At 72.5% G+C, this 22,343-nt stretch carries 18 protein-coding genes and 2 tRNA genes; 16 read left to right on the forward strand and 4 right to left on the reverse strand.

Translation table 11 applies throughout. From position 1 onward, the window contains the following. Positions 1 to 92 precede the first annotated feature (92 nt). Together RM780_RS11515 and sucB are read right to left on the reverse strand one after the other, a co-directional pair. Entirely contained in the window at positions 93 to 728 is a 636-nt protein-coding gene (locus RM780_RS11515) for a GntR family transcriptional regulator (protein ID WP_311630542.1), read from the reverse strand. Positions 729 to 832: 104 nt separating this feature from the next. Then, positions 833 to 2,383: a 2-oxoglutarate dehydrogenase, E2 component, dihydrolipoamide succinyltransferase gene (sucB, locus tag RM780_RS11520; protein WP_311630543.1), complete on the reverse strand. Its 1,551-nt coding sequence runs from the start codon at positions 2,381 to 2,383 to the stop codon at positions 833 to 835. Positions 2,384 to 2,609: 226 nt separating this feature from the next. On the opposite strand from sucB, the gene RM780_RS11525 reads away from it, so the two are divergent. Then, positions 2,610 to 3,311 (forward strand): M23 family metallopeptidase, encoded by a 702-nt coding sequence (locus tag RM780_RS11525; RefSeq protein ID WP_311630544.1) that lies wholly within the window; start codon positions 2,610 to 2,612, stop codon positions 3,309 to 3,311. Between the two features lie 44 nt (positions 3,312 to 3,355). On the opposite strand, the gene RM780_RS11530 is transcribed toward RM780_RS11525, so the two are convergent. Continuing rightward, positions 3,356 to 4,471 carry an acyltransferase family protein gene (locus RM780_RS11530; protein ID WP_311630545.1) on the reverse strand — a complete coding sequence of 372 codons (1,116 nt, stop codon included), beginning with the start codon at positions 4,469 to 4,471 and terminating at the stop codon, positions 3,356 to 3,358. Between the two features lie 490 nt (positions 4,472 to 4,961). On the opposite strand from RM780_RS11530, the gene RM780_RS11535 reads away from it, so the two are divergent. Continuing rightward, a complete protein-coding gene (locus tag RM780_RS11535; RefSeq protein ID WP_311630546.1) occupies positions 4,962 to 5,192 on the forward strand; it encodes a hypothetical protein in 231 nt (76 codons plus the stop codon). A gap of 117 nt (positions 5,193 to 5,309) precedes the next feature. Here the strand turns inward: RM780_RS11535 and RM780_RS11540 are convergent. Next, positions 5,310 to 5,383, reverse strand: a tRNA-Gly gene (locus RM780_RS11540). Positions 5,384 to 5,475: 92 nt separating this feature from the next. Here RM780_RS11540 and RM780_RS11545 point away from each other — a divergent pair. The 14 genes from RM780_RS11545 to rodA all read left to right on the forward strand — a co-directional run bounded on the left by RM780_RS11545 (position 5,476) and on the right by rodA (position 22,335). Then, a tRNA-Pro gene (locus RM780_RS11545) sits at positions 5,476 to 5,552 on the forward strand. 97 nt (positions 5,553 to 5,649) lie between these two features. Beyond that, positions 5,650 to 7,074, forward strand: coding sequence for a trigger factor (gene tig, locus RM780_RS11550; RefSeq protein ID WP_311630547.1), 1,425 nt, complete (start codon positions 5,650 to 5,652; stop codon positions 7,072 to 7,074). A 241-nt stretch (positions 7,075 to 7,315) separates the two neighbouring features. Next, complete coding sequence (locus RM780_RS11555; protein ID WP_311630609.1) at positions 7,316 to 7,918, forward strand: ATP-dependent Clp protease proteolytic subunit; 603 nt, start codon at positions 7,316 to 7,318, stop codon at positions 7,916 to 7,918. Positions 7,919 to 7,989: 71 nt separating this feature from the next. Beyond that, the gene (locus RM780_RS11560; RefSeq protein ID WP_311630548.1) at positions 7,990 to 8,649 is read left to right on the forward strand and encodes an ATP-dependent Clp protease proteolytic subunit; all 660 of its coding nucleotides are present in this window, start codon (positions 7,990 to 7,992) and stop codon (positions 8,647 to 8,649) included. Between the two features lie 211 nt (positions 8,650 to 8,860). Beyond that, entirely contained in the window at positions 8,861 to 10,159 is a 1,299-nt protein-coding gene (gene clpX, locus RM780_RS11565; protein WP_311630549.1) for an ATP-dependent Clp protease ATP-binding subunit ClpX, read from the forward strand. Positions 10,160 to 10,278: 119 nt separating this feature from the next. Further along, positions 10,279 to 12,909: a valine--tRNA ligase gene (locus RM780_RS11570; protein WP_311630550.1), complete on the forward strand. Its 2,631-nt coding sequence runs from the start codon at positions 10,279 to 10,281 to the stop codon at positions 12,907 to 12,909. Between the two features lie 76 nt (positions 12,910 to 12,985). Beyond that, on the forward strand, positions 12,986 to 14,509 hold the full coding sequence (folC, locus tag RM780_RS11575; protein ID WP_311630551.1) for a bifunctional tetrahydrofolate synthase/dihydrofolate synthase: 1,524 nt from the start codon (positions 12,986 to 12,988) through the stop codon (positions 14,507 to 14,509). Continuing rightward, positions 14,509 to 14,862 carry a DUF4233 domain-containing protein gene (locus RM780_RS11580; protein WP_311630552.1) on the forward strand — a complete coding sequence of 118 codons (354 nt, stop codon included), beginning with the start codon at positions 14,509 to 14,511 and terminating at the stop codon, positions 14,860 to 14,862. Before folC ends, RM780_RS11580 begins: the two co-directional genes overlap by 1 nt. Before the next feature lie 67 nt (positions 14,863 to 14,929). Then, positions 14,930 to 15,343 carry a nucleoside-diphosphate kinase gene (gene ndk / locus RM780_RS11585; RefSeq protein ID WP_311630553.1) on the forward strand — a complete coding sequence of 138 codons (414 nt, stop codon included), beginning with the start codon at positions 14,930 to 14,932 and terminating at the stop codon, positions 15,341 to 15,343. A 336-nt stretch (positions 15,344 to 15,679) separates the two neighbouring features. Continuing rightward, on the forward strand, positions 15,680 to 16,699 hold the full coding sequence (locus RM780_RS11590) for a rod shape-determining protein (protein ID WP_311630610.1): 1,020 nt from the start codon (positions 15,680 to 15,682) through the stop codon (positions 16,697 to 16,699). 97 nt (positions 16,700 to 16,796) lie between these two features. Beyond that, a complete protein-coding gene (mreC, locus tag RM780_RS11595; RefSeq protein ID WP_311630554.1) occupies positions 16,797 to 17,915 on the forward strand; it encodes a rod shape-determining protein MreC in 1,119 nt (372 codons plus the stop codon). Positions 17,916 to 17,917: 2 nt separating this feature from the next. Next, a complete protein-coding gene (gene mreD / locus RM780_RS11600; RefSeq protein ID WP_311630555.1) occupies positions 17,918 to 18,613 on the forward strand; it encodes a rod shape-determining protein MreD in 696 nt (231 codons plus the stop codon). 73 nt (positions 18,614 to 18,686) lie between these two features. Further along, positions 18,687 to 21,059: a penicillin-binding protein 2 gene (gene mrdA / locus RM780_RS11605; RefSeq protein ID WP_311630556.1), complete on the forward strand. Its 2,373-nt coding sequence runs from the start codon at positions 18,687 to 18,689 to the stop codon at positions 21,057 to 21,059. A 145-nt stretch (positions 21,060 to 21,204) separates the two neighbouring features. Next, positions 21,205 to 22,335, forward strand: a complete 1,131-nt coding sequence (gene rodA / locus RM780_RS11610; protein ID WP_311630611.1) for a rod shape-determining protein RodA — start codon at positions 21,205 to 21,207, stop codon at positions 22,333 to 22,335. Positions 22,336 to 22,343: the final 8 nt, after the last annotated feature.

Raw genomic sequence — 22,343 nt, forward strand, 5'->3', positions numbered from 1 at the left:
CGATGATCGATCAAAGGTTCCGGGGCAAAAAGTGGCCTGAGCGGAGAAATTGGCATTCCGTGCCAGGAGATACCGGGATGCAACGCCCCGAGTCAGGCACGCGGTGCACACCCCAGGACGTGCTCCTTGACCAGCTCCCCGATCCGCGGGTCCTGCCGGACGAACGCGTCGATCAGGTCCTGGTGCTCCCCGGCGTACGAGCGCTGCCGGGTCCCCAGGCGGCGGATCGCCAGCGTCGTCCACACCTCGATGCCCAGGGACTCCCAGGTGTGCAGCAGCACGCTGTTGCCCGAGGCGCGCACCAGCTCGCGGTGGAAGGCGACCGTGTGCCCGACCTGGGCCTCCGCGTCCCCCAGCGCGTCGGCCCGCCGCAGCGCGGCCACCTCGGGCTCCAGCGCGGAGGTGTCCTTGGCCAGCCGCGCGGCGGCCAGCTCGGCCGCGATCTGCTCCAGGCCAGCGCGCACCGGATAGATCTCCTCCAGGTCGGCGGCGGTCAGCGCCCGCACGCGCACGCCCTTGTTCGGCGAGGACTCGATCAGCCGGAGCACCTCCAGCTCGCGCAGGGCCTCGCGCACCGGCGTCTGGCTGACCTCCAGCTCGACGGCGATGCGCCGCTCCACGATCCGCTCGCCGGGCTGCCAGCGCCCGCTGACGATGCCCTCCACGATGTGCTCGCGGATGCGCTGGCGCAGCGAGGGAACGACGGGCGGCAGGGGCGGCCGTTCCATTCCGCGCCTCCTCTCGGTCGGTGTGCCGGGTCTGCCGGGCAACGACAGACCGCGCCCCGCCCGGAGCGGGCTCCGGGCGGGGCGTGCGGGACTGCGCGGGCCGTCTACAGGCCCAGCTCACCCTCGAACTCCCCGGCTTCCAGCCGGGCCTTGACCTCCCCCAGGTAGCGGGCGGCGTCCGCGCCGTCCACGAGCTGGTGGTCGTAGGACAGGGTCAGGTAGACCATGTCCCGCACGGCGATGGTCTCGCCCAGCTCCGGGTGGTCGACGACGACCGGGCGGCGCACGGTGGCGCCGATGCCCAGCTCCGCGACCTGGGGGTAGTTCACGATGATGGTGTCGAACAGCGCGCCGCGCGACCCCGTGTTGCTGATCGTGAACGTCCCGCCGGTCATGTCGTCCGGCGCCAGGCCGCCCTCGCGGACCTTGCGGGCCAGCTCCGCCGTCTTCTTGGCGATGCCGGCCAGGCTCAGGTCGCCCGCGCCCTTGATGACCGGGACCATCAGGCCCTTCTCCGAGTCCACCGCGATGCCGACGTTCTCCACGTCGTGGTACGTCACGGTGCCGTCGTCGTTGATCCGGGCGTTGACCGAGGGGTGCGCCTTCAGGGCCTCGGCCGCGGCCTTGACGAAGAACGGCATCGGGGAGAGCTTGACGCCCTCGCGCGCCTGGAAGGCGTCCTTGGCCCGGGCCCGCAGCCGCATCACGCGGGTGACGTCCACCTCCACGACGGTGGAGAGCTGGGCCTGGTTGTGCAGGGCCTTCATCATGTTCTCGCCGATGAGCTTGCGGATGCGGGTCATCTTGACCGTCTGTCCGCGCAGCGGCGAGGGGGCGGCCGGCGCGCGGCCCGCGGGGGCGGCGGGGGCGGCGGCCGGGGCCGCGGCGGGAGCCTTGGCGGCGGCCTTCGCCGCCTCGGCCGCGGCGAGCACGTCCTGCTTGCGGATGCGCCCGCCGACGCCCGAGCCCTTGACGGTGCCCAGGTCCACGCCGTTCTCCTGGGCCAGCTTGCGCACCAGGGGAGTGACGTAGGCGCCGTCCGTGGCGGGGGCCGGTGCCGGGGCCGGCGTGGGCGCCGGGGCCTGGGCCGCCGGGGCGGGGGCCGCCGGAGCCGGAGCCGGCGCGGGGGCCGGAGCCGGTGCCGGGGTGGGCGCGGGGGCCTGCGCGGCGGGGGCGGGAGCCGGTGCCGGGGCGGGCTCGGGCGCAGGGGCGGCCGGCGCGGCGGGAGCCGGCGCGGCCGGGGCCGCGCCCGCGGCGCCGATGACGCCGAGCTTGGCGCCGACCTCCGCCGTCTCGTCCTCGCCGACCGTGATCTCCAGCAGCGTGCCCGCGACCGGGGCCGGGATCTCGGTGTCCACCTTGTCGGTGGAGACCTCCAGCAGCGGCTCGTCGGCCTCGACCTCCTCGCCGACCGCCTTCAGCCAGCGGGTGACGGTGCCCTCGGTGACGCTCTCACCGAGCGCGGGAAGGGTTACGTGGGTGCCCTGCGCCGCGGCGGCGGTCGGCGGCGCGGCCGGGGTTTCCGCTGCGCGGGAACCGCCGCAAGTGAACGTCGCTCCCCCGGCGCAGACGCCGGGCCGCCGCGCCGTGCCCGCGGGCGGAGACGGGACACCGGGGACGTACAGCGCGCGCCGCGGATCGCCGCGGGCGGTCACTGCGACCGGCCCGTGCAGGGTGATTCGCGACCCCGCGGACAGTCACCGCGCGTGCTCGGGTGATCACCCTACGAGGCGGATCGGGAGCCCGCCCCGGCTCCCCGCCGGGGCCGCGCTGAGCTGCGGGGAACGCCTCCGCGCCGGGCGCGGCGGGCTGAGCCGATCGGCGGTGCGGGCCGGGGCGGGCGGGATGCGCCCCGCCTGAGGCTGGCCTTGGCTCGGAGTCATGAGGCACCCCCGCACGGTCTTTGACGCCCTGGGCCGCGTCATGACGCTCCCTCAGCCCGGCGCGGCCCGGATCACCCGCCGCGCCGCCACCTGCGCGCTGCTCGCGCCCCTGGCCGTGACCGGCCCGTGGACGGCCCCGGGGGCCGGCCGCGCCCTGGCCGACGACGGCAGGGCCCCCGCCTACGCCACCGTCAGCCTGTACGACCTGCCCTTCGGGCCGCTGCCCGGGCCCGGCGGCACCGGCCTGATGCGGCCCGCCCGTACCGCCGACCAGGCCGCCGAGGTCTGGGCCGCGCCCGTCAGCGGCTACCCCGTCTCCGCCGCCTACGGCATCCCCGGGGGCTGGGCGGCCGGCTACCACACGGGTGTGGACTTCGCCACACCCACCGGCACCACCGTCCGCGCCGCCGGGCCCGGCACGGTCGTGCGCGCCGACTACTGGGGGGACTACGGCTACGCGGTGATGGTGCGGATGGCGGACGACCACTACACCCTCTCCGCCCACCTGTCCGAGATCGCGGTGGAGGTGGGCGAGGAGGTCAACGGCGGCGACCGGATCGGCGCCTCCGGCGACACCGGCCGCAGCACCGGCCCGCACCTGCACTTCGAGGTCAGGGCGGACACCGGCTACGGCAGCGACGTGGACCCGCTGTCCTACCTCGCCCGCCACGGGGTCCGCCTCGCCTCGGCGGGCGACTGACCCGGCGGCGGACGGCCAGGCGGCGGACGGCAGGCAGGGGCGCCCTACGTCCTGACCGCCGGGCGCACCGCCTCGGGCCGGAAGGCCCAGTCCATCGTGGGCTCCACCACCGCCCGGAACGCCCGCCGCACGGGCGCGGTGCACAGCAGCGTCACCGCCACGGCCCCGATCGCGGTCACCACGACCCGGCCGCCGGGCGTGTTCACCCAGTCCGCCGCGTACCAGTCCCACCACCGGGAGGCCTTCGCGAGGAAGCCGTGCAGCAGGTACCCGTAGATCGTCCCGGCCCCCAGCGCGGTGAACCAGCGCCGCCCGGTGGGCACCCAGGCCAGGAAACAGGCGGTCAGCAGCAGGCCGCAGCCGAACAGCGCCAGCCCCATCACGACCCCGGCCCAGCCGGGCGCGCCCAGCTCCTGGGCGCTGTCGGTGCGGTAGAACCACGCGTGGTTCATCCGGGGCACCGCCCAGTACGCCACGGCCAGCGCGCCCAGCAGCACCGGGACCGAGGCGGCGCGCACGCGGGGGTCGCGAAGCCGCCGGAAGTGCTCCCGGCGCAGATGGAGCCCGAGGACGAAGAACGGCAGGAACTGCAGCACCCGCTGGATGTTCAGGTCGTCGCCGAGGTGGGGGGAGACGGAGGCGAGGGCGGCGATGGCCAGCGCCACCGGCAGCGGCCGGCGCACGATGTGCCAGATCGGGGCGGTCAGCCGCCACACGAACAGGGCGATCAGGAACCACGTGACGTAGTAGGGGTCCAGCACGCTGAAGGGGTAGGCCGGGGCGCCGGTGCCCCACTGCCTGAAGAGGACGTAGGCGACCTCGAAGATCAGGTACGGCACCCCGATGCCGGTGATCAGGCGCTTCAGCTGCTCCGGGCGGCCCGTGAAGCCGCGCGAGAAATACCCGGCGATCATGATGAACGCCGGCATGTGGAAGGCGTAGACGAAGAGGTAGAGCGCGGAGGCCGCGCGGGAGTCGTCCCGCAGCGGCGTCCAGGCGTGCCCGACGGCCACCAGCACGATGGCCAGGTACTTCGCGTTGTCGAAGAACGGGTCGCGCCACGTCTCCCGTGCCGAACCGTCCGTGACTGCCGGTGGGGGGTCAGCCGCCGTCGCCCGGGCCGCGGGCAGGGGGGCTCGTTCATTACGGACGTGCAACATCGTCCGCACGATAGTCGTCCCTCCCGCGATTTGTACATTGTCAAGCGAATGAGCCGACGCCTTCACCCACCCGTGATCCCGCGCCCCCGGAGCGCGCGGCGGCGCGCGGGAGGACCGCACCACCGCCGCCCGGAATGCCGCTCCCTGTCCCGGTCAAAACGGCCGATTCCGTCCCGCACCCCGACCCTGTCCCCTCATCTCCCGGACATGTGCGCGCATTTCAACGACATTCGCGGACGGGAATCGGGAACGGGCGCGCGCGGCGCGGGAATTCACGCCCCTCGGGGCGCCGTATGCTAACGGCCGGGTAACGGGCCCGCCCGGGCCCGGCGGGCACGCAGGGTGCCCCCCGCATCGCCCTGAGCGCCGAACGGTCCGTCAGCGCACTCCACGGGACCGGCCGTTGATGGCACGATGGTGTCTGCGGGGTGCGGCGGCGAGGTCAAGCCCCTCACGGAGCAGTGGCGACCCTTCCGAAGGTGTGATCAGTGTGGTTATTACGTTCTCTCTGGCCCTGCTGTTCGGCGTGATCATGTTCTTCCTGATCCGCGGCGGCGCCATCAGGTGGGGCCCGGCCATCGTCGCCATCCTCTTCGGCTTCTCCCTCGCCTCCACGGGCGCGGCCGACCCGATACAGAACTTCCTGGAGTCCGTCACCGAGGGCGTCGACGAGATCGACGACTCGCTGCAGGACAGCGGCGGCAACGCCAGCGGCGAGTGACCCGCGGGCGGTGACCGCGCGAGCGGACACCGGGCGGGACACGGGAAAGGCCCGGCACCCTGGAGGGCGCCGGGCCGGCCCGGACGAACTCGGGCGAACGCAGCCGTACGCGAAGCGTGGAGCGGGCGACGGGAATCGAACCCGCGTAGCTGGTTTGGAAGACCAGGGCTCTACCATTGAGCTACGCCCGCGACAGGCTGCATCGTACCAGCGTCGCGGCGAACCCCCGGTCGGCCCACCGCATGCGGGCCTGTACGCTACGTTGTCGCGTCGCGAGGCACGACGGGGTGTGGCGCAGCTTGGTAGCGCGTCCGCTTTGGGAGCGGAAGGCCGTCGGTTCGAATCCGGCCACCCCGACCACGTACTATGAGTAGCCTGCGCGCCCGAGGTGCTGTCCGGATCCGGGGCGCCCGGGACCAGCGCCCCCCTCCCGATGTCAGCCCCAAGGAGACCGACCGTGAAGAGCGCCGTGGAGACCCTGAACCCCACCCGGGTTCGGCTCACTGTCGAGGTGCCCTTCGAGGAGCTCAAGCCCAGCCTCGACGCGGCGTACCGGAAGATCAACCAGCAGGTGTCGGTGCCCGGCTTCCGCAAGGGCAAGATCCCGGCCCGCATCATCGACCAGCGCTTCGGCCGCGGCGCGGTGCTGGAGGAGGCCGTCAACGACGCGCTCCCCAAGTTCTACAGCGAGGCCGTCTCCGAGGGCGAGATCAACCCCCTGGGCCAGCCCGACGTGGACATCACCGAGCTGCGCGACAACGAGCTGCTGGCGTTCACGGCCGAGGTCGACATCCGCCCGGAGATCGAGATCCCGGACTACTCCGGCATCGCCGTCACCGTGGAGGCCGCCGAGGTCTCCGACGAGGACGTGGACGAGACGGTCGGCCGCCTGCGCGAGCGCTTCGCCTCCACCAGCGTGGTCGAGCGCCCCGCGGCCGAGGGCGACGAGGTGAAGATCGACCTCGAGGCGCGCGTGGACGGCGAGGTCCTGGAGGACGGCGTCGCCTCCGGCGTCAGCTACACCATCGGCTCCGGCCAGATGCTCGACGGCCTGGACGAGGCCGTCACCGGCCTGGAGGCCGGCGGCACGGCCACCTTCACCACCGAGCTGAAGGGCGGCTCCGCGGCCGGCCGCGAGGCCGAGGTCACGGTCACCGTCGAGAGCGTCTCCGCCCGCGAGCTGCCGGAGCTGGACGACGAGTTCGCCCAGCTGGCCAGCGAGTTCGACACGCTGGAGGAGCTGCGCGAGGACAGCCGCCGCCGGCTGACGGACCAGAAGAAGTACCAGCAGGCCACCGAGGCGCAGGAGAAGGTCCTCGACGCGCTGCTGGCCCTCGTCGAGGTCCCGATCCCGCAGAAGCTCCTCGCGGACGAGATCCAGACCCGCAAGCACAACCTGGAGCACCACCAGCTCTCCCAGCTCGGTATGGACCTGGAGACCTACCTCCGCCTCCAGGAGAAGTCCGCCGAGGACTTCGACGCCGAGCTGAAGGAGCAGGCCGAGAAGGGCATCCGCACCCAGTTCGTGCTGGACGAGATCGCCAAGCGGGAGAACCTCAACGTCAGCCAGCAGGAGCTCACCGAGCACCTGATGCGGCGCGCCCAGTCCGCCGGGATGAGCCCCGACCAGTTCGCCAAGGCCGTGGTCGAGGGCGGCCAGGTGCCGATGCTGGTCGGCGAGGTCACCCGAGGCAAGGCCCTGGCCACCGTGGTGGAGGCCTCCGCCGTGACCGACACCACCGGCGCCGTGGTCGACCTGGACGAGGACGACGAGGACGAGGCGGAGGCCGCCGAGGCGGCTGTCGAGGCCGAGGCCGAGGCCGGGGAGACCGGGGAGGACGCGGTACCCGCCGCCGAGAAGGACGAGAACGCCGCCGGCTGAGCCCGGCTCCGCGGGGGGTCTTCCCGCCCGGACGGACGTCCGGGCCGGAACACCCCCCGCGCCGTCTCCGGCCCGCGCCCGCCGGGGGACACCTGCGCTGACAGCGAACAGTTCCCTGGTCGGGATGGGTCCGTCGGCACAGCGCGTTAGGGTCCGTAGGTACAACGCCAGATGTCAGAGCGACGGCCGGCGCGACGCGTGGCCGTCGAGAGAATGAGCAGGTGGATACGTGACGCTCTCGATGCCCTCCGCCATGGCGGAGCTCGCCAACGGCAGCCTCGGCGATCAGGTCTACAACCGGCTGCTCAACGAGCGGATCATCTTCCTGGGCCAGGCAGTGGACGATGACATCGCCAACCGGATCACGGCCCAGCTTCTCCTGCTCGCGGCCGACCCGGACAAGGACATCTTCCTGTACATCAACAGCCCCGGCGGCTCCATCACGGCCGGCATGGCGATCTACGACACGATGCAGTACATCAAGAACGACGTGGTGACCATCGCCATGGGCCTGGCCGCCTCGATGGGCCAGTTCCTGCTCACCGCGGGCGCCACGGGCAAGCGGTACGCCCTGCCGAACGCCGAGGTCCTGATCCACCAGCCCTCCGCCGGTCTGGCCGGGTCCGCCTCGGACATCAAGATCCACGCCGAGCAGCTCCTGCGCACCAAGGAGAAGATGGCCCGGCTCTCCGCCCAGCACTCGGGCGTCTCCATCGAGCAGTGGACGCGCGACGCCGACCGGGACCGCTGGTTCTCCGCGGAGGAGGCCCGCGACTACGGCCTCATCGACCAGGTCATCACCAGCGCGGCGGACATCGCCGGCGGTGGCGGCACGGGCGCCTGACGCGCGCGTCACGACCGAGCCCGACGAGACCCACCCCCAGGCGCCCCGACACCAAGGCGGTAGACACACCCATGACCACTTCTTCCGGCTTTCCCGGCTCCGGCATCTACGACCGTCTCCCGGCGGAGTCGCGCTACATCGTGCCGCGCTTCGTCGAGCGCACCTCGCAGGGTGTGCGCGAGTACGACCCGTACGCGAAGCTCTTCGAGGAGCGGGTGATCTTCCTCGGCGTGCAGATCGACGACGCTTCCGCGAACGACGTGATGGCGCAGCTGCTCTGCCTGGAGTCGATGGACCCGGACCGCGACATCCAGATCTACATCAACAGCCCCGGCGGATCCTTCACCGCGCTCACCGCGATCTACGACACGATGGAGTTCGTCAAGCCGGACATCCAGACCGTCTGCATGGGCCAGGCGGCCTCCGCCGCCGCCGTGCTGCTGGCGGCCGGCACCCGGGGCAAGCGGATGGCGCTGCCCAATGCCCGGATTCTCATCCACCAGCCGTACAGTGAAACGGGGCGCGGACAGGTGTCCGACCTGGAGATCGCGGCGCGCGAGGTGCAGCGGATGCGCACCCAGCTGGAGGAGATGCTCGCCAAGCACTCCACCCAGCCGATCGAGCAGATCAGCGACGACATCGAGCGGGACAAGATCCTCACCGCCGAGGAGGCCGTGCAGTACGGCCTGATCGACCAGATCGTCACCACCCGCACCTCGACGGCCGACTGAACGGCCGTCGCGGGCATCCGAAGACCCAATCCGACCAGCACGACAGGACAGACGTTGAGGACGACAGGCCACCCCCAATTGACGGGAAGGCCCCGAGGAGGGGGATTCCCGTCAAGGGGGGGCCAATCCGCCGGGCCGACACGGTACCGTCGTTTTCAGCAAGCACTCGGCACCGTCTCCCGGCGGTGCGCAGGCGAAGGGGAAGCACCTCGTGGCACGCATCGGTGACGGCGGCGATCTGCTCAAGTGCTCGTTCTGCGGCAAGAGTCAGAAACAGGTGAAGAAGCTCATCGCGGGCCCGGGGGTCTACATCTGCGACGAGTGCATCGACCTGTGCAACGAGATCATCGAGGAGGAGCTGGCCGAGTCGCCCGACTCCGACCTCAGCGAGCTGCCCAAGCCTCGCGAGATCTACGACTTCCTGAACAGCTACGTGGTCGGCCAGGAGGAGGCCAAGAAGGCCCTCTCGGTGGCCGTCTACAACCACTACAAGCGGGTGCGCGCCAACGAGGCGGACCACGGCCAGTCGCGGGACGAGGACATCGAGCTGTCGAAGTCCAACATCCTGCTGCTCGGCCCGACCGGCTCCGGCAAGACCCTGCTGGCCCAGACGCTCGCGCGGATGCTGAACGTCCCCTTCGCCATCACGGACGCCACCGCGCTCACCGAGGCCGGGTACGTCGGCGAGGACGTGGAGAACATCCTCCTCAAGCTCATCCAGGCCGCGGACTACGACATCAAGAAGGCCGAGCAGGGGATCATCTACATCGACGAGATCGACAAGGTGGCCCGCAAGAGCGAGAACCCCTCGATCACCCGGGACGTCTCGGGCGAGGGCGTGCAGCAGGCGCTGCTGAAGATCCTGGAGGGCACCACGGCGGCCGTGCCGCCGCAGGGCGGGCGCAAGCACCCGCACCAGGAGTTCCTCCAGATCGACACCTCGAACATCCTGTTCATCGTCGGCGGGGCCTTCGCCGGCCTGGACGAGATCATCCGGGCCCGCTCCGGCGCCCGCGGCATCGGCTTCGGCGCCGACATCCGCTCCAAGCGGGAACGCGACAGCGCCACGCTGCTGACCGACGCGCTGCCCGAGGACCTGGTGAAGTACGGGATGATCCCCGAGTTCATCGGCCGCCTCCCGGTCATCACCTCCGTGCACAACCTGGACCGCGAGGCCCTGCTGCGCATCCTGGTCGAGCCGCGGAACGCCCTGATCAAGCAGTACCAGCGGCTGTTCGAGATCGACGGGGTCGAGCTGGAGTTCGACCTCCCGGCGCTGGAGGCCATCGCCGACCAGGCGATCCTGCGCGGCACCGGGGCCCGGGGCCTGCGCGCGATCATGGAGGAGGTGCTGATGTCGGTGATGTACGAGGTGCCCTCCCGCCAGGACGTCGGCCAGGTCCTGGTCACCGAGGCGGTGGTGCGTTCCAACGTCAACCCCACCCTCGTCCCGCGCTCCCGCCTCACCAAGCAGCGCGGCACGGCGGCCCCGCACGAGAAGACGGCCTGAGGGCCGGCGTTCGCAGGCATCGGCGGCCCGGCGCACCCGCGCCGGGCCGCCGCCGCGTCCGGGTCCGTCCCCCTCTATACGATTCGTAGTTGGGTCCCCGCCCCTCGTAGACTGAGGCCGTGACCGAGAAGACCCAGCCGCCCGCCACCGGGCACCTCAGCGCCCCTGCCGACCTCCCGACGCAGTACACGCCGGCCGAGGTAGAGGGAAAGCTGTACGAGCGCTGGGTCGCCGCCGGATACTTCGCGGCCGACGCCTCCAGCGAGAAGCCGCCGTACACCATCGTCATCCCCCCGCCGAACGTCACCGGCAGCCTCCACCTGGGCCACGCCTTCGAGCACACGCTGATCGACGCCCTGACCCGCCGCAAGCGGATGCAGGGCTTCGAGACGCTGTGGCAGCCGGGCATGGACCACGCCGGCATCGCCACGCAGAACGTCGTGGAGCGCGAGCTGGCCAAGGAGGGCAAGTCCCGCCACGACCTGGGCCGCGAGGCGTTCGTCGAGCGCGTCTGGCAGTGGAAGGCCGAGTCCGGGGGCCAGATCTCCGGCCAGATGCGGCGGCTCGGGGACGGCGTGGACTGGTCCCGCGAGCGGTTCACCATGGACGAGGGCTGCTCCCGCGCCGTCCAGACCATCTTCAAGCGCCTCTTCGACGACGGCCTGATCTACCGCGCCGAGCGGATCATCAACTGGTGCCCGCGCTGCCTGACCGCGATCTCCGACATCGAGGTCGAGTACCAGGAGGACGACGGCGAGCTGGTCTCCATCCGGTACGGCGAGGGCGAGGACTCCCTGGTCGTGGCCACCACCCGGGCCGAGACGATGCTCGGCGACACCGCCGTGGCCGTTCACCCCGAGGACGAACGCTACGCCCACCTCGTCGGCCGCGAGATCCGGCTGCCGCTGACGGACCGCTCGATCCCCGTCGTCGCGGACCCGCACGTGGACCCGGAGTTCGGCACCGGCGCGGTCAAGGTGACCCCCGCCCACGACCCGAACGACTTCGAGATCGGCCGCCGTCACGGCCTGCCCCAGCTCACCGTGATGGACGAGCACGCGGTCATCACCGCGCACGGGCCGTTCCAGGGCCTGGACCGCCTGGAGGCGCGCTCGGCCGTCGTCGGCGCGCTGCGCGCCGAGGGCCGGATCGTGGAGGAGAAGCGCCCCTACCGGCACTCGGTCGGGCACTGCTCCCGCTGCAAGACCACGATCGAGCCGCGGCTGTCCATGCAGTGGTGGGTCAAGGTCGGGCCGCTGGCGAAGGCCGCGGGCGACGCGGTCCGCGACGGCCGGGTCGCCATCCACCCCAAGGAGATGTCCTCCCGGTACTTCGAGTGGGTCGACAACCTCCACGACTGGTGCATCTCCCGCCAGCTGTGGTGGGGCCACCGCATCCCCGTCTGGTACGGGCCGGGCGGCGAGACCGTCTGCGTCGGGCCGGACGAGGCGCCCCCCTCCGGCGAGGGCTGGCACCAGGAGACCGACGTCCTGGACACGTGGTTCTCCTCCGGGCTGTGGCCCTTCTCCACGCTCGGCTGGCCGGAGAAGACCGAGAGCCTGGCGCGGTTCTACCCCAACTCCGTCCTGGTCACGGGCTACGACATCCTCTTCTTCTGGGTCGCCCGGATGATGATGTTCGGCCTGTACGCCATGGACGGCGTGCCGCCGTTCCACACCATCGCCCTGCACGGCATGGTCCGCGACCAGTTCGGCAAGAAGATGTCCAAGTCCTTCGGGAACGCGGTCAATCCGCTGGACTGGATGGACGCCTACGGCTCGGACGCCGTCCGTTTCACCCTCGCCCGGGGCGCCAACCCCGGCGTGGACGTGCCGATCGGCGAGGACTGGGTCCAGGCCTCGCGGAACTTCGCGAACAAGATCTGGAACGCCACGCGCTTCGCCCTGCTCAACGGCGCCACCGCCGCGGGCCCCCTGCCCCCGGCCGAGGAGCTGTCCGCCACCGACCGGTGGATCCTCTCCCGCCTCAACTCGGTGGTCGCCGAGACGGACGCGTACTACGAGGACTACCAGTTCGCAAAGCTCAGCGACGCCCTCTTCCACTTCGCCTGGGACGAGGTCTTCGACTGGTACGTCGAGCTGACCAAGACGACCTTCTCCGCCGGGGGCCGCCCCGCCGAGGTCTCCCGCCGCGTCCTGGGCGAGGTCCTCGACGTCACGCTGCGGCTGCTGCACCCGGTGATCCCGTTCGTCACCGAGGAGCTGTGGACCACCCTGACCGGCGGCGAGTCCGTCGTCGTCGCGGACTGGCCCGCCGACTCCGGCTTCCGCGACCGGGAGGCGGAGTCGGAGCTGGAGACCGTCCGCCGCCTGGTCACCGAGGTCCGCCGCTTCCGCGCCGACCAGGGCCTTCAGCCCGGCCAGCGGGTGCCCGCCGCGCTCGGGTTCGAGGGCGCCCCCGCGCTGGCCGGGCACGAGGTCGCCATCCGCTCCCTGCTGCGCCTCCAGCCGGCCGGCGAGGGCTTCGCGGCCACGGCCACGCTTCCGGTCGCCGGGGCCACCGTGGCGCTCGACCTCTCCGGCGCGATCGACGTTGAGGCGGAACGCAAGCGGCTGACGAAGGACCTGGCCGCCGCCGAGAAGGAGCTGGCCGGCACCCGCGCCAAGCTCGCCAACGAGGCGTTCCTGTCCAAGGCCCCCGACCACGTCGTGGAGAAGATCCGCACCCGCCGGGACGCCGCCGAGGCGGACATCGCCCGCATCGGCGCCCAGCTGGAACGCCTTCCGTAGCCCCGCCTCCCGCGGGCCGGTCCGCCCGGGCCGGTCCGCGGCGGGGGCGCGCCGGGCGGTCCGTAGACTGGCCGGCGTGAGTGACAGCGACGAGCGGCCGGACGCGTCCGAGGGGATCGACGCGTTCGAGGAGATCGTGGGGGAGGAGCAGGGCCGGGACCCGGACCTCGCGGTGATCGAGGCCGGCAGCCGGACCCTGCGGACCCTGGCAGGGCCGCCCGCGGGCGGCGACCTCCCCGCGCGGCCCGCCGACCCGGAGACCGACCGGGCGCTGCGCGAGGTGGAGGCCGAGCTGGCCACCCGCTGGCCCGAGACGAAGCTCGACCCCTCCCTGGTGCGCGTGCGCGCGCTGATGGACGTGCTCGGGGAGCCGCAGCGCTCCTACCCGGCCATCCACATCACGGGGACGAACGGCAAGACCAGCACCGGCCGGATGATCGAGGCGCTGCTGGGGGCGTTCGAGCTGCGCACCGGCCGGTACAGCAGCCCGCACGTCCAGTCCATCACCGAGCGGATCAGCCTGGACGGCGCGCCGATCGGGCCCGAGCGGTTCGTGGAGACCTACCGGGACCTCAAGCCCTTCGTGGAGCTGGCCGAGGCGCGCCAGGAGTACCGCCTGTCGTTCTTCGAGGTGCTGACGGCCATGGCCTACGCCGCGTTCGCCGACGCCCCCGTGGACGTCGCGGTGGTGGAGGTCGGCATGGGTGGCACCTGGGACGCGACGAACGTCGTCGACGCGCAGGTCGCGGTCCTGACCCCGATCGCCCTGGACCACACCGAACGCCTGGGCGACACGCCGGAGAAGATCGCCGTGGAGAAGTCCGGGATCATCAAGCCCGACGCCCGCGTGGTGCTGGCCCAGCAGCCGGTGGAGGCCGCGGCCGTGGTGCTGCGGCGGGCCGCGGAGGCGGGCGCCACGGTGGCCCGCGAGGGCCTGGAGTTCGGCGTGCTGGCCCGCGAGCCCGCGGTGGGCGGGCAGTTGCTGACGCTGCGCGGCCTGGGCGGGGAGTACCCGGAGGTGTTCCTGCCGCTGCACGGGGAGCACATGGCGCACAACGCCGCGGTCGCGCTGGCCGCGGTGGAGGCGTTCTTCGGCGCGGGCGAGGACGGCCGGGAGCGCACTCTGGACGCGGACGTGGTGCGTTCGGCCTTCGCCGCCGTGACCTCCCCGGGCCGGCTCGAGGTGGTGCGCTCCAGCCCGACGGTGGTGCTGGACGCGGCGCACAACCCGGCGGGCGCGCGGGCCGCCGCGGCGGCCCTGGGTGAGGCGTTCGGCTTCAGCCGCCTGATCGGCGTGATCGGCACCAGCCAGGGCAAGGACGTGCGGGGGCTGCTGGAGGCCTTCGAGCCGGTGCTCACCGAGGTGGTGGTCACGCGCAACGCCGGCCACCGCGCGATGGACGCCGACCTGCTGGCGGCGGTGGCCGTGGAGGTCTTCGGCGAGGACCGGGTGCAGGTGGAGCCGCGGCTGGACGACGCGCTGGAGGCGGCCATCTCGCTGGCCGAGGAGGAGCACGAGTACGCGGGCGGCGGGGTGCTGGTCACCGGCTCGGTCATCACCGTCGGAGAGGCCCGCCTGCTGCTGGGAGGGGCCCGCTGATGCGCACGCTCTGCGCGAGCACGCTGACGTTCGAGTGCGTGGTGATCGGCCTGGCCGGCCTGGTCGCGATGAGGATGACGGACCTGTCCAACGGCGTCATCTGGGCGGTGAGCGGCACCGGGATGCTGCTGTGCCTGGCGCTGTGCGGGATGCTCACCCGGCCGGGGGCCGTCCCGCTGGGCTGGGCGCTCCAGGCCGCGCTGGTCGCCGCGGGCTTCGTCATCCCGGCGATGTTCCTGCTGGGCGCGGCCTTCGCCGGGCTGTGGTGGGCCTCCGTGCACTACGGGCGGCTGATCGACCGGCTGAAGGCGGCCCGCGCCGTACCCGCGGAGCCCTCCCCGGGTACGCTCTGACTGCCCCTCGGCCGGGGCCGCACCGCTGCCGTCACCGGCCCTCCAACCGCACCGGGAGTCGCCCGACATGAGCCAGCGCACCCTCGTTCTCCTCAAGCCGGACGCGGTCTCCCGCGGGCTGATCGGCGAGATCGTCGGCCGCATCGAGCGGAAGGCCGGCTGGACCATCGCCGCGCTCGAGCTGCGCACCCTGGACCGGGCCACGCTCCAGGCGCACTACGCCGAGCACGTGGGCCGGCCGTTCTACGAGCCGCTGCTGGAGTTCATGTCCTCCGGGCCGAGCGTGGCGCTGGTCGTGGAGGGCGAGCGGGTCATCGAGGGCGTAAGGGCACTGGCCGGCCCGACCGACCCGATCGCCGCGCCGCCCGGCTCGATCCGCGGTGACCTGGGCACCGTGGTCCGGGAGAACCTCATCCACGCCTCCGACTCGCCCGAGTCCGCCGAGCGCGAGCTGAAGATCTTCTTTCCCGAGCTGGTCTGACCCGAGCCGGTCCGGGGAGAGGGCGGGGGGAAGGGGCCCCGGGCCGGGAACGTGGCCGGCGCCTCGCCCGGCTGTCGCCTGAATGCAGTCCTTCTTTCGCCTCGGTACAGTCGAACGAGGGAACCCTTCCCGCGAACACGCCGTCACCATGATGGAGGGTGGGCCGCGTTCCGCCGACAATGGCCAGAGCGCGCGCTCCGGCGCTCCGTGTTCGACCGGCCGTGGATACGATGGCATTCGCGGCGCCCCCCGCAGGCGCACCGTTCATCGCACCCCAGCCGACCTCCTCGCCCACATAGCTCCAGCTGGAAGGCCAGATGCATCCCTATGAGCAACATGTCGTTCATCGGCCGTGACATGGCAGTCGACCTCGGGACGGCCAACACGCTGGTGTACGTCAGAGGTCGCGGGATTGTCCTCAACGAGCCGTCCGTTGTCGCCATCAACACCAACACCGGCGGCATCCTCGCGGTCGGCGCCGAGGCGAAGAAGATGATCGGCCGCACCCCGGGAAACATCGTGGCGGTGCGCCCGCTGAAGGACGGCGTCATCGCCGACTTCGAGATCACCGAGCGGATGCTCCGCTACTTCATCCTCAAGATCCACAAGCGCCGGTACCTGGCGCGCCCCCGGGTCGTCGTCTGCGTGCCCTCCGGGATCACGGGGGTCGAGCGCCGCGCCGTCATCGAGGCGTCCACCCAGGCCGGCGCCCGCCAGGTGCACATCATCGAAGAGCCGATGGCCGCGGCGATCGGCTCCGGCCTGCCGGTGCACGAGGCCACGGGCAACATGGTCGTGGACATCGGCGGCGGCACCACCGAGGTCGCGGTCATCTCGCTCGGCGGCATCGTCACCGCCCAGTCCATCCGGGTCGCGGGCGACGAGCTGGACAACGCGATCATCCAGCACATCAAGAAGGAGTACAGCCTCCTCCTCGGCGAGCGCAGTGCGGAGAGCATCAAGATCACGATCGGCTCGGCGTACGAGATGGACGGCGAGGAGCACACCGAGATCCGCGGGCGCGACCTGGTCAGCGGTCTGCCCAAGACGGTGGTCATCTCCTCGGGCGAGGTCCGCAAGGCCATGGAGGAGCCGGTCAACGCCATCGTGGACGCGGTGAAGACCACGCTCGACAAGTGCCCTCCCGAACTCTCGGGCGACATCATGGACCGCGGCATCGTGCTCACCGGTGGCGGCGCCCTGCTGCGCGGCCTGGACGAGCGGCTGCGCCGGGAGACCGGCATGCCGATCCACATCGCCGAGGACCCGCTGGACTCCGTGGCGCTGGGCTCGGGCAAGTGCGTCGAGGAGTTCGAGGCGCTCCAGCAGGTGCTGGACGCCCAGCCCAGGCGCTGACCGCGCGGCGGGCCGGGGGCACCTCGTCCCGGTCCGCCGGGACCCCACGTCCGGCCCGACCCGGCCCGACCCGACGAGAAAGGCACGGCCCCCGCACGTGAGGGACACCCGAGAGAGCCGGCTGCTGCTCATCCTGCTGGTATCGGTCGCCTTCGCGCTGATCACGATGGACATCCGCGGCGGCGACCGCTCTCCGCTGGACGGCGCCCGGGAGGCCGCCGCGTCCTTCTTCGGACCGGTGGAGGAGAGCGTGGCCGGCGCGGTGGACCCGGTGGCGAACGCCATCTCCGCGGTCCGCGAGTCGGGCGACCGCCACGACCGGATCAGCGCGCTGGAGCAGGAGAACGCCGAGCTGCGGCAGCAACTGGGCAGCGAGGCGCACCGGGACGCGCGGATGGAGCAACTGGACGACCTGCTGCGCGCCGCGGGCGCCGGCCAGTACGGGATCGTCGGGGCGCAGGTCATCGGCATCGGCGCGGCCCAGGGCTTCTCCTGGACCGTCACCATCGACGCCGGCAGCGAGGACGGCCTCACCCGCGACATGACGGTCCTCAACGGCGACGGCCTCGTCGGCCGCGTCACCACGGTCGGCCCCTCCACGGCCACCGTCCTGCTCGCCAACGACCCGGACTTCACCGTCGGCACGCGCCTGGAGGGCAGCCGCGAGCTGGGCTTCGCCACCGGCCGCGGGGACAACACGCTCGACGTCCAGCTCCTCAACCAGCAGGCCCGGGTGGAGGAGGGCGACCGGATGGTCACCTTCGGCTCGGCGGAGAACCGGCCGTTCGTGCCCGGCGTCCCGGTCGGCGAGGTCGTCAGCGTGGACCGCTCCACCGGCGACCTCACCCGTACCGTCCAGGTCCGCCCGTACGTGGCGTTCACCCAGCTCGACCTCGTCGGCGTGGTCGTCTCGCCGCCGCGCGACGACCCGCGCGATGCGGTCCTCCCGCCCCGCCCGCAGGACGAGCAGGAGCGGGAGCAGGACGCGCGGCAGAGCGCGGCCCGCAACGAGCGCGACGAGGAAGGCCCTGCCGAGGGCGCCGACGAGGACGCCGCCGAGGGAGTCGGGACGGGTCAGGCCGGGGAGACCGGGGAACCCGGCGACGGCGCCGGCCCGGCCGACGCGCCCCTGGGCGACGGCCCCGGCGGCGCGAACCCCGCGGACGCGCCCGCCGACCCCGACGCCGCATACGCCGACCCGGACGCCGAGGAGTGACCATGCGCGCATCCCGCTCTCTGCTCGCCGCCCTGCTGGTGGCCGTCGCGCTCGTCCTCCAGGTCTCCGTGCTGGCCAGACTCCAACTCCCCGGCGCCGTCCCCGACCTGCTGCTGCTGACCGTGCTCGGCCTCGCCCTGGTCTACGGCCACGTCGGCGGCTGCCTGGTCGGCTTCTTCGCCGGCCTCCTGGCCGACCTCGCGCCGCCGGCCGACCACGCGGTGGGCCGGTACGCGCTGGTGCTGTGCGTCGTCGGCTACGCGGCCGGGCTGACCCGCCCCGAGTCCGGGCAGCACCGCTCGGCCACCGTGCCGATGCTGGTGGTCGCCGCCGGGGCGGTCAGCTCCACGCTGCTGTACGCCGGGGTCGGCGCGCTGGTGGGGGACACCCCGGCCCGCGGCGTCGGGCTCGGCGGCCTGCTGCTGACGGCCACCCTCTACGACTTGCTGCTCGCGCCGTTCACGGTGCCGCTGGTGATGAGCCTGGCCCGCCGCCTGGAGAGCGACCCGCTCGCCGGGGACGGCGGTTCGGGCACCTCGGCGGGCACCGAGACGACGATCGGCTGGCTCGGCGCCGGAGCCGGCACGGGGCTGCGCACCCGCGCCCCGCGCCGCAGCCGCTACGGCCGGGCCTCCTCCGTCCTCGGCCGCTCCGCGCGGAACCGGGCGGGGCGTATCAAGGGAGTCAAGCGCCTGTGAACGCGCCTGTGCACGTGCCTGAGAACGACGGACTCGCGGCCGGACGCAGCCCGGGGGACGAGGGGGAGATGCCGTGACCAACATCCCGGAGACCGGCCGGACCTCACGGATCACGATCCGGCTGGTCGTCATCCAAATACTGGTCTTCTCGCTGCTGCTCACCCTGGGTGGCCGCCTGTGGTACCTCCAGATCCGCCAGGGCGACGAGTTCGCCGCCCAGGCCGCGGGCAACCACGTCCAGCAGGTCGTTCAGCCCGCCGTGCGCGGGGCGATCCTCGACGCGCGCGGCGTGCCGATCGCGGACAACGTCACCCGCCTGGTGGTCTCCGCCGACCGCACCGAGCTCAGCCGCCTCCCCGACGACGGCGAACAGGTCCTGGCCGAGGTGGCCGAGCTGCTGGAGATGCCGGTCGAGGACGTCACCAACCGGGTGCGTCTGTGCGACGCCGAGACCCCCCAGCCCTGCTGGAACGGTTCGCCGTACCAGCCGATCCCCATCACCGACGAGGCCACCACCCAGCAGGCCCTGGTGATCCGCGAGCGCGCCGAGGACTTCCCCGGCATCAGCGCCGAGCCCACCGCCGTGCGCCGCTACCCCTCCCCGGACGGCGCCAACACCGCGCAGGTGCTGGGCTACCTCTCCCCGGTCACCGACGAAGAGGTCGCGGAGACCGAGGACACCGACGCGCCCCTGCTGCGCTCCGACCAGATCGGCCGGGCCGGTCTTGAGCGGTCCTACGACAGCTACCTGCGCGGCGACGCCGGCGTCACCCGGTACGAGGTCGACAAGTTCGGCCGGGTGCTGGGCCAGGCCGAGTCCGAGTCGGCGGTGGCCGGGGCCAACCTGGTCACCAGCATCGACTCCCGGGTGCAGGGCGTCGTCGAGCGGGAGCTGCTGAGCGCCATGGAGGTGGCGCGCGGCACCCGCGACGAGGTCACCGGGCGCGACTACGAGGCGGACGCCGGCTCCGCGGTGGTCATCGAGAACGACACGGGCCGCGTGGTCGCGATGGCCTCGGCCCCCGACTACGACCCCAACGTCTGGGTGGGCGGCATCTCCACCGAGCAGTACGCCGCCCTCACCGACGAGGACGCCAACAACCCGCTGCTCAACCGGGCCATCCAGGGCCAGGGCCCGCCCGGCTCGACGTTCAAGGTGATCACCACCACGGCCGCCGTGAACGCGGGCTTCGACTTCGACGGCAGCTACAACTGCTCCTCCGCCTACGAGGTCGGCGGGCAGACCTTCCGCAACTTCGAGTCCGGCTCCTACGGGCCGATCGACCTGGGCCGGGCCATCGAGGTCTCCTGCAACACCGTCTTCTACCGCATCGCGCACCAGGAGTGGCAGGCCGACGGCGGCACCGACCCCGTGGACGACCCGGACGACTGGCTCTTCCGCACCGCCCACGAGTTCGGGCTCGGGGAGCCCACCGGCATCGACCTGCCCAACGAGGCGGCGGGCCGCATCCCGGACCGGCAGTGGAAGCGGGACTACTGGGAGGCCAACCGGGACGCCTGGTGCGAGATCGGGGAGTCCGACCGCGAGGACTACGCCGCCCGCATCGCCCGGGAGAACTGCACCGAGGGCGCGAACATGCGCGCCGGCGACATGCTCAACTTCTCCATCGGCCAGGGCGACGTGCTGGTGACGCCGCTCCAGCTCGCCACCGTCTACGCGGCCCTGGGCAACGGCGGCACGCTCTACACCCCGCAGGTCGGCCGCGCCGTGATCGCCGCGGACGGCGAGCTGGTGGACGAGTTCGAGCCGCGGATCGCCGGGCAGCTACCCGCCGACGAGCAGACGATCGAGAACATCCGGGACGCCACCCTGAGCGTGATGACCACCGGCAGCGCGGCCTGGCGCTTCGGCGGCTGGCCGCAGAACGAGATCCCGCTGCGCGGCAAGACCGGCACCGCGGAGGCCTCGGGCGACCAGCAGACCACCTCCTGGCTGGCCACCTACTCCGACGACTACACCGTCGTGATGTCCATCTCCCAGGCGGGCACCGGCTCCGGAGCCTCCGGCCCGGCCGTGCGGAACATCTGGGAGGCCATCTACGGCGTCGGCGAGGACGGCTCGATCGACGAGGACCGGGCGCTGATGCCCCAGCCGCACTCCGAGCTGCCGCCGGTGGACGAGACCGGGCAGATCGTTCCCCAGGTCGACGAGGACGAACAGCGGGGCGGCGAGGGCACCGGGGAGGGCACCGCCGGGCAGGCCGGGGACGGCCCGGGCGAGCGGGGCGAGTCCGGCGACCCCGGCGGCATAGGAGCCGTGACCCCGCCGGAGGACGCCGGGGAGGATCCGGGCGCCACGCCCGCCGCGGACGTTCCCCCGGACGGACCCGGCGGGGACGAGACCGTGGGCGAACAGCGCGGCGGCCAGGCCCCCGAGGTGCCCGAAGTGGAGAGCGCGAGGAACGAGCGGGACGAGGCAACGTGAGCGACGCACACGCGGCTGCCGGGCCGCAGGGGAGGGCGATGGGCGCACTGTGCCGCGCGGGCGGAGAAGCAAACGGGGAAACGCAGTGAGTGTGCACACGCTGACCGTCGACCGGCTCGCTCCGCGCCGTTCGACGTGGCGGCGGATGGCGGCCCGCGACTCCACCGTGCGGCGCGTCGACTGGGTGCTGCTCCTGGCGGCCCTCGCCCTCTCGGGGCTGGGCACGGTCCTGGTCTACTCGGCCACCCGCAACCGCACCGAGATCAACGGCGGCGACCCGGAGTTCTTCCTCAACCGCTCCCTGCTCAACCTCGCCATCGGCCTGGCCCTGGCCGGGGGCGTGATGTGGCTGGGCCACCACCGGCTGCGCAGCGCCGTGCCGTTCTTCTTCGGCTTCTCGCTGTTCGCCACGCTGCTGGTCTTCACCCCGCTGGGGACCGAGATCAACGGCCAGCGCGCCTGGCTGTCGATCGCCGGGTACACGCTCCAGCCGGGCGAGTTCGCCAAGGTCGCGGTCGTCCTGGGGATGGCCGTGATCCTGGCCGCGCAGGTGGACGCGGGGGACCGGGAGGAGCCGGGCACCCGCGCGATCCTCCAGTCCCTCGGGCTGGCCGCCGTGCCGCTGGCGATCGTGGTGATCGACGACCTCGGGATGGCCATGGTCATCAGCGTGATCGTCCTGGGCATCCTGCTGGCCTCCGGCTCCCCCCTGCGCTGGTCGCTCGGCCTGATAGCCGCGGGCATAGCCGGGGCGGTGCTGGTCTGGACGCTGGGCATTCTGGACGATTACCAGCTCGACCGGTTCGCCGCCTTCGCCGACCCCTCCCGCGATCCCGCGGGCGTGGGCTACAACACCAACCAGGCCCGCATCGCCATCGGCTCCGGCGGATTCTTCGGCAGCGGCCTCTTCCAGGGCACCCAGACCACCGGTCAGTTCGTGCCCGAGCAGCACACCGACTTCATCTTCACCGTGGCCGGCGAGGAGCTGGGCTTCCTCGGGGCCGGGGGGATCATCGTTCTCCTGGGCATCGTCCTGTGGCGCGGCCTGCGGATCGCGCGGGGGGCCACCGACCTGTACGGCACGATCATCGCCGCCGGGGTCGTCGCCTGGTTCGCCTTCCAGGGCTTCGAGAACATCGGGATGGCCCTGGGCATCATGCCCGTCGCGGGCGTCCCGCTGCCCTTCCTCTCCTACGGCGGCACCGCCATGTTCGTCTCGTGGATCGCGATCGGCCTGCTCCAGTCGGTCCGGATGAAGCGTCCCCTCACGGCCTGAGCGCCCGC

The organism is Streptomyces boetiae, assembly GCF_031845405.1.
In the GTDB taxonomy this organism is placed as follows: domain Bacteria; phylum Actinomycetota; class Actinomycetes; order Streptomycetales; family Streptomycetaceae; genus Streptomyces; species Streptomyces boetiae.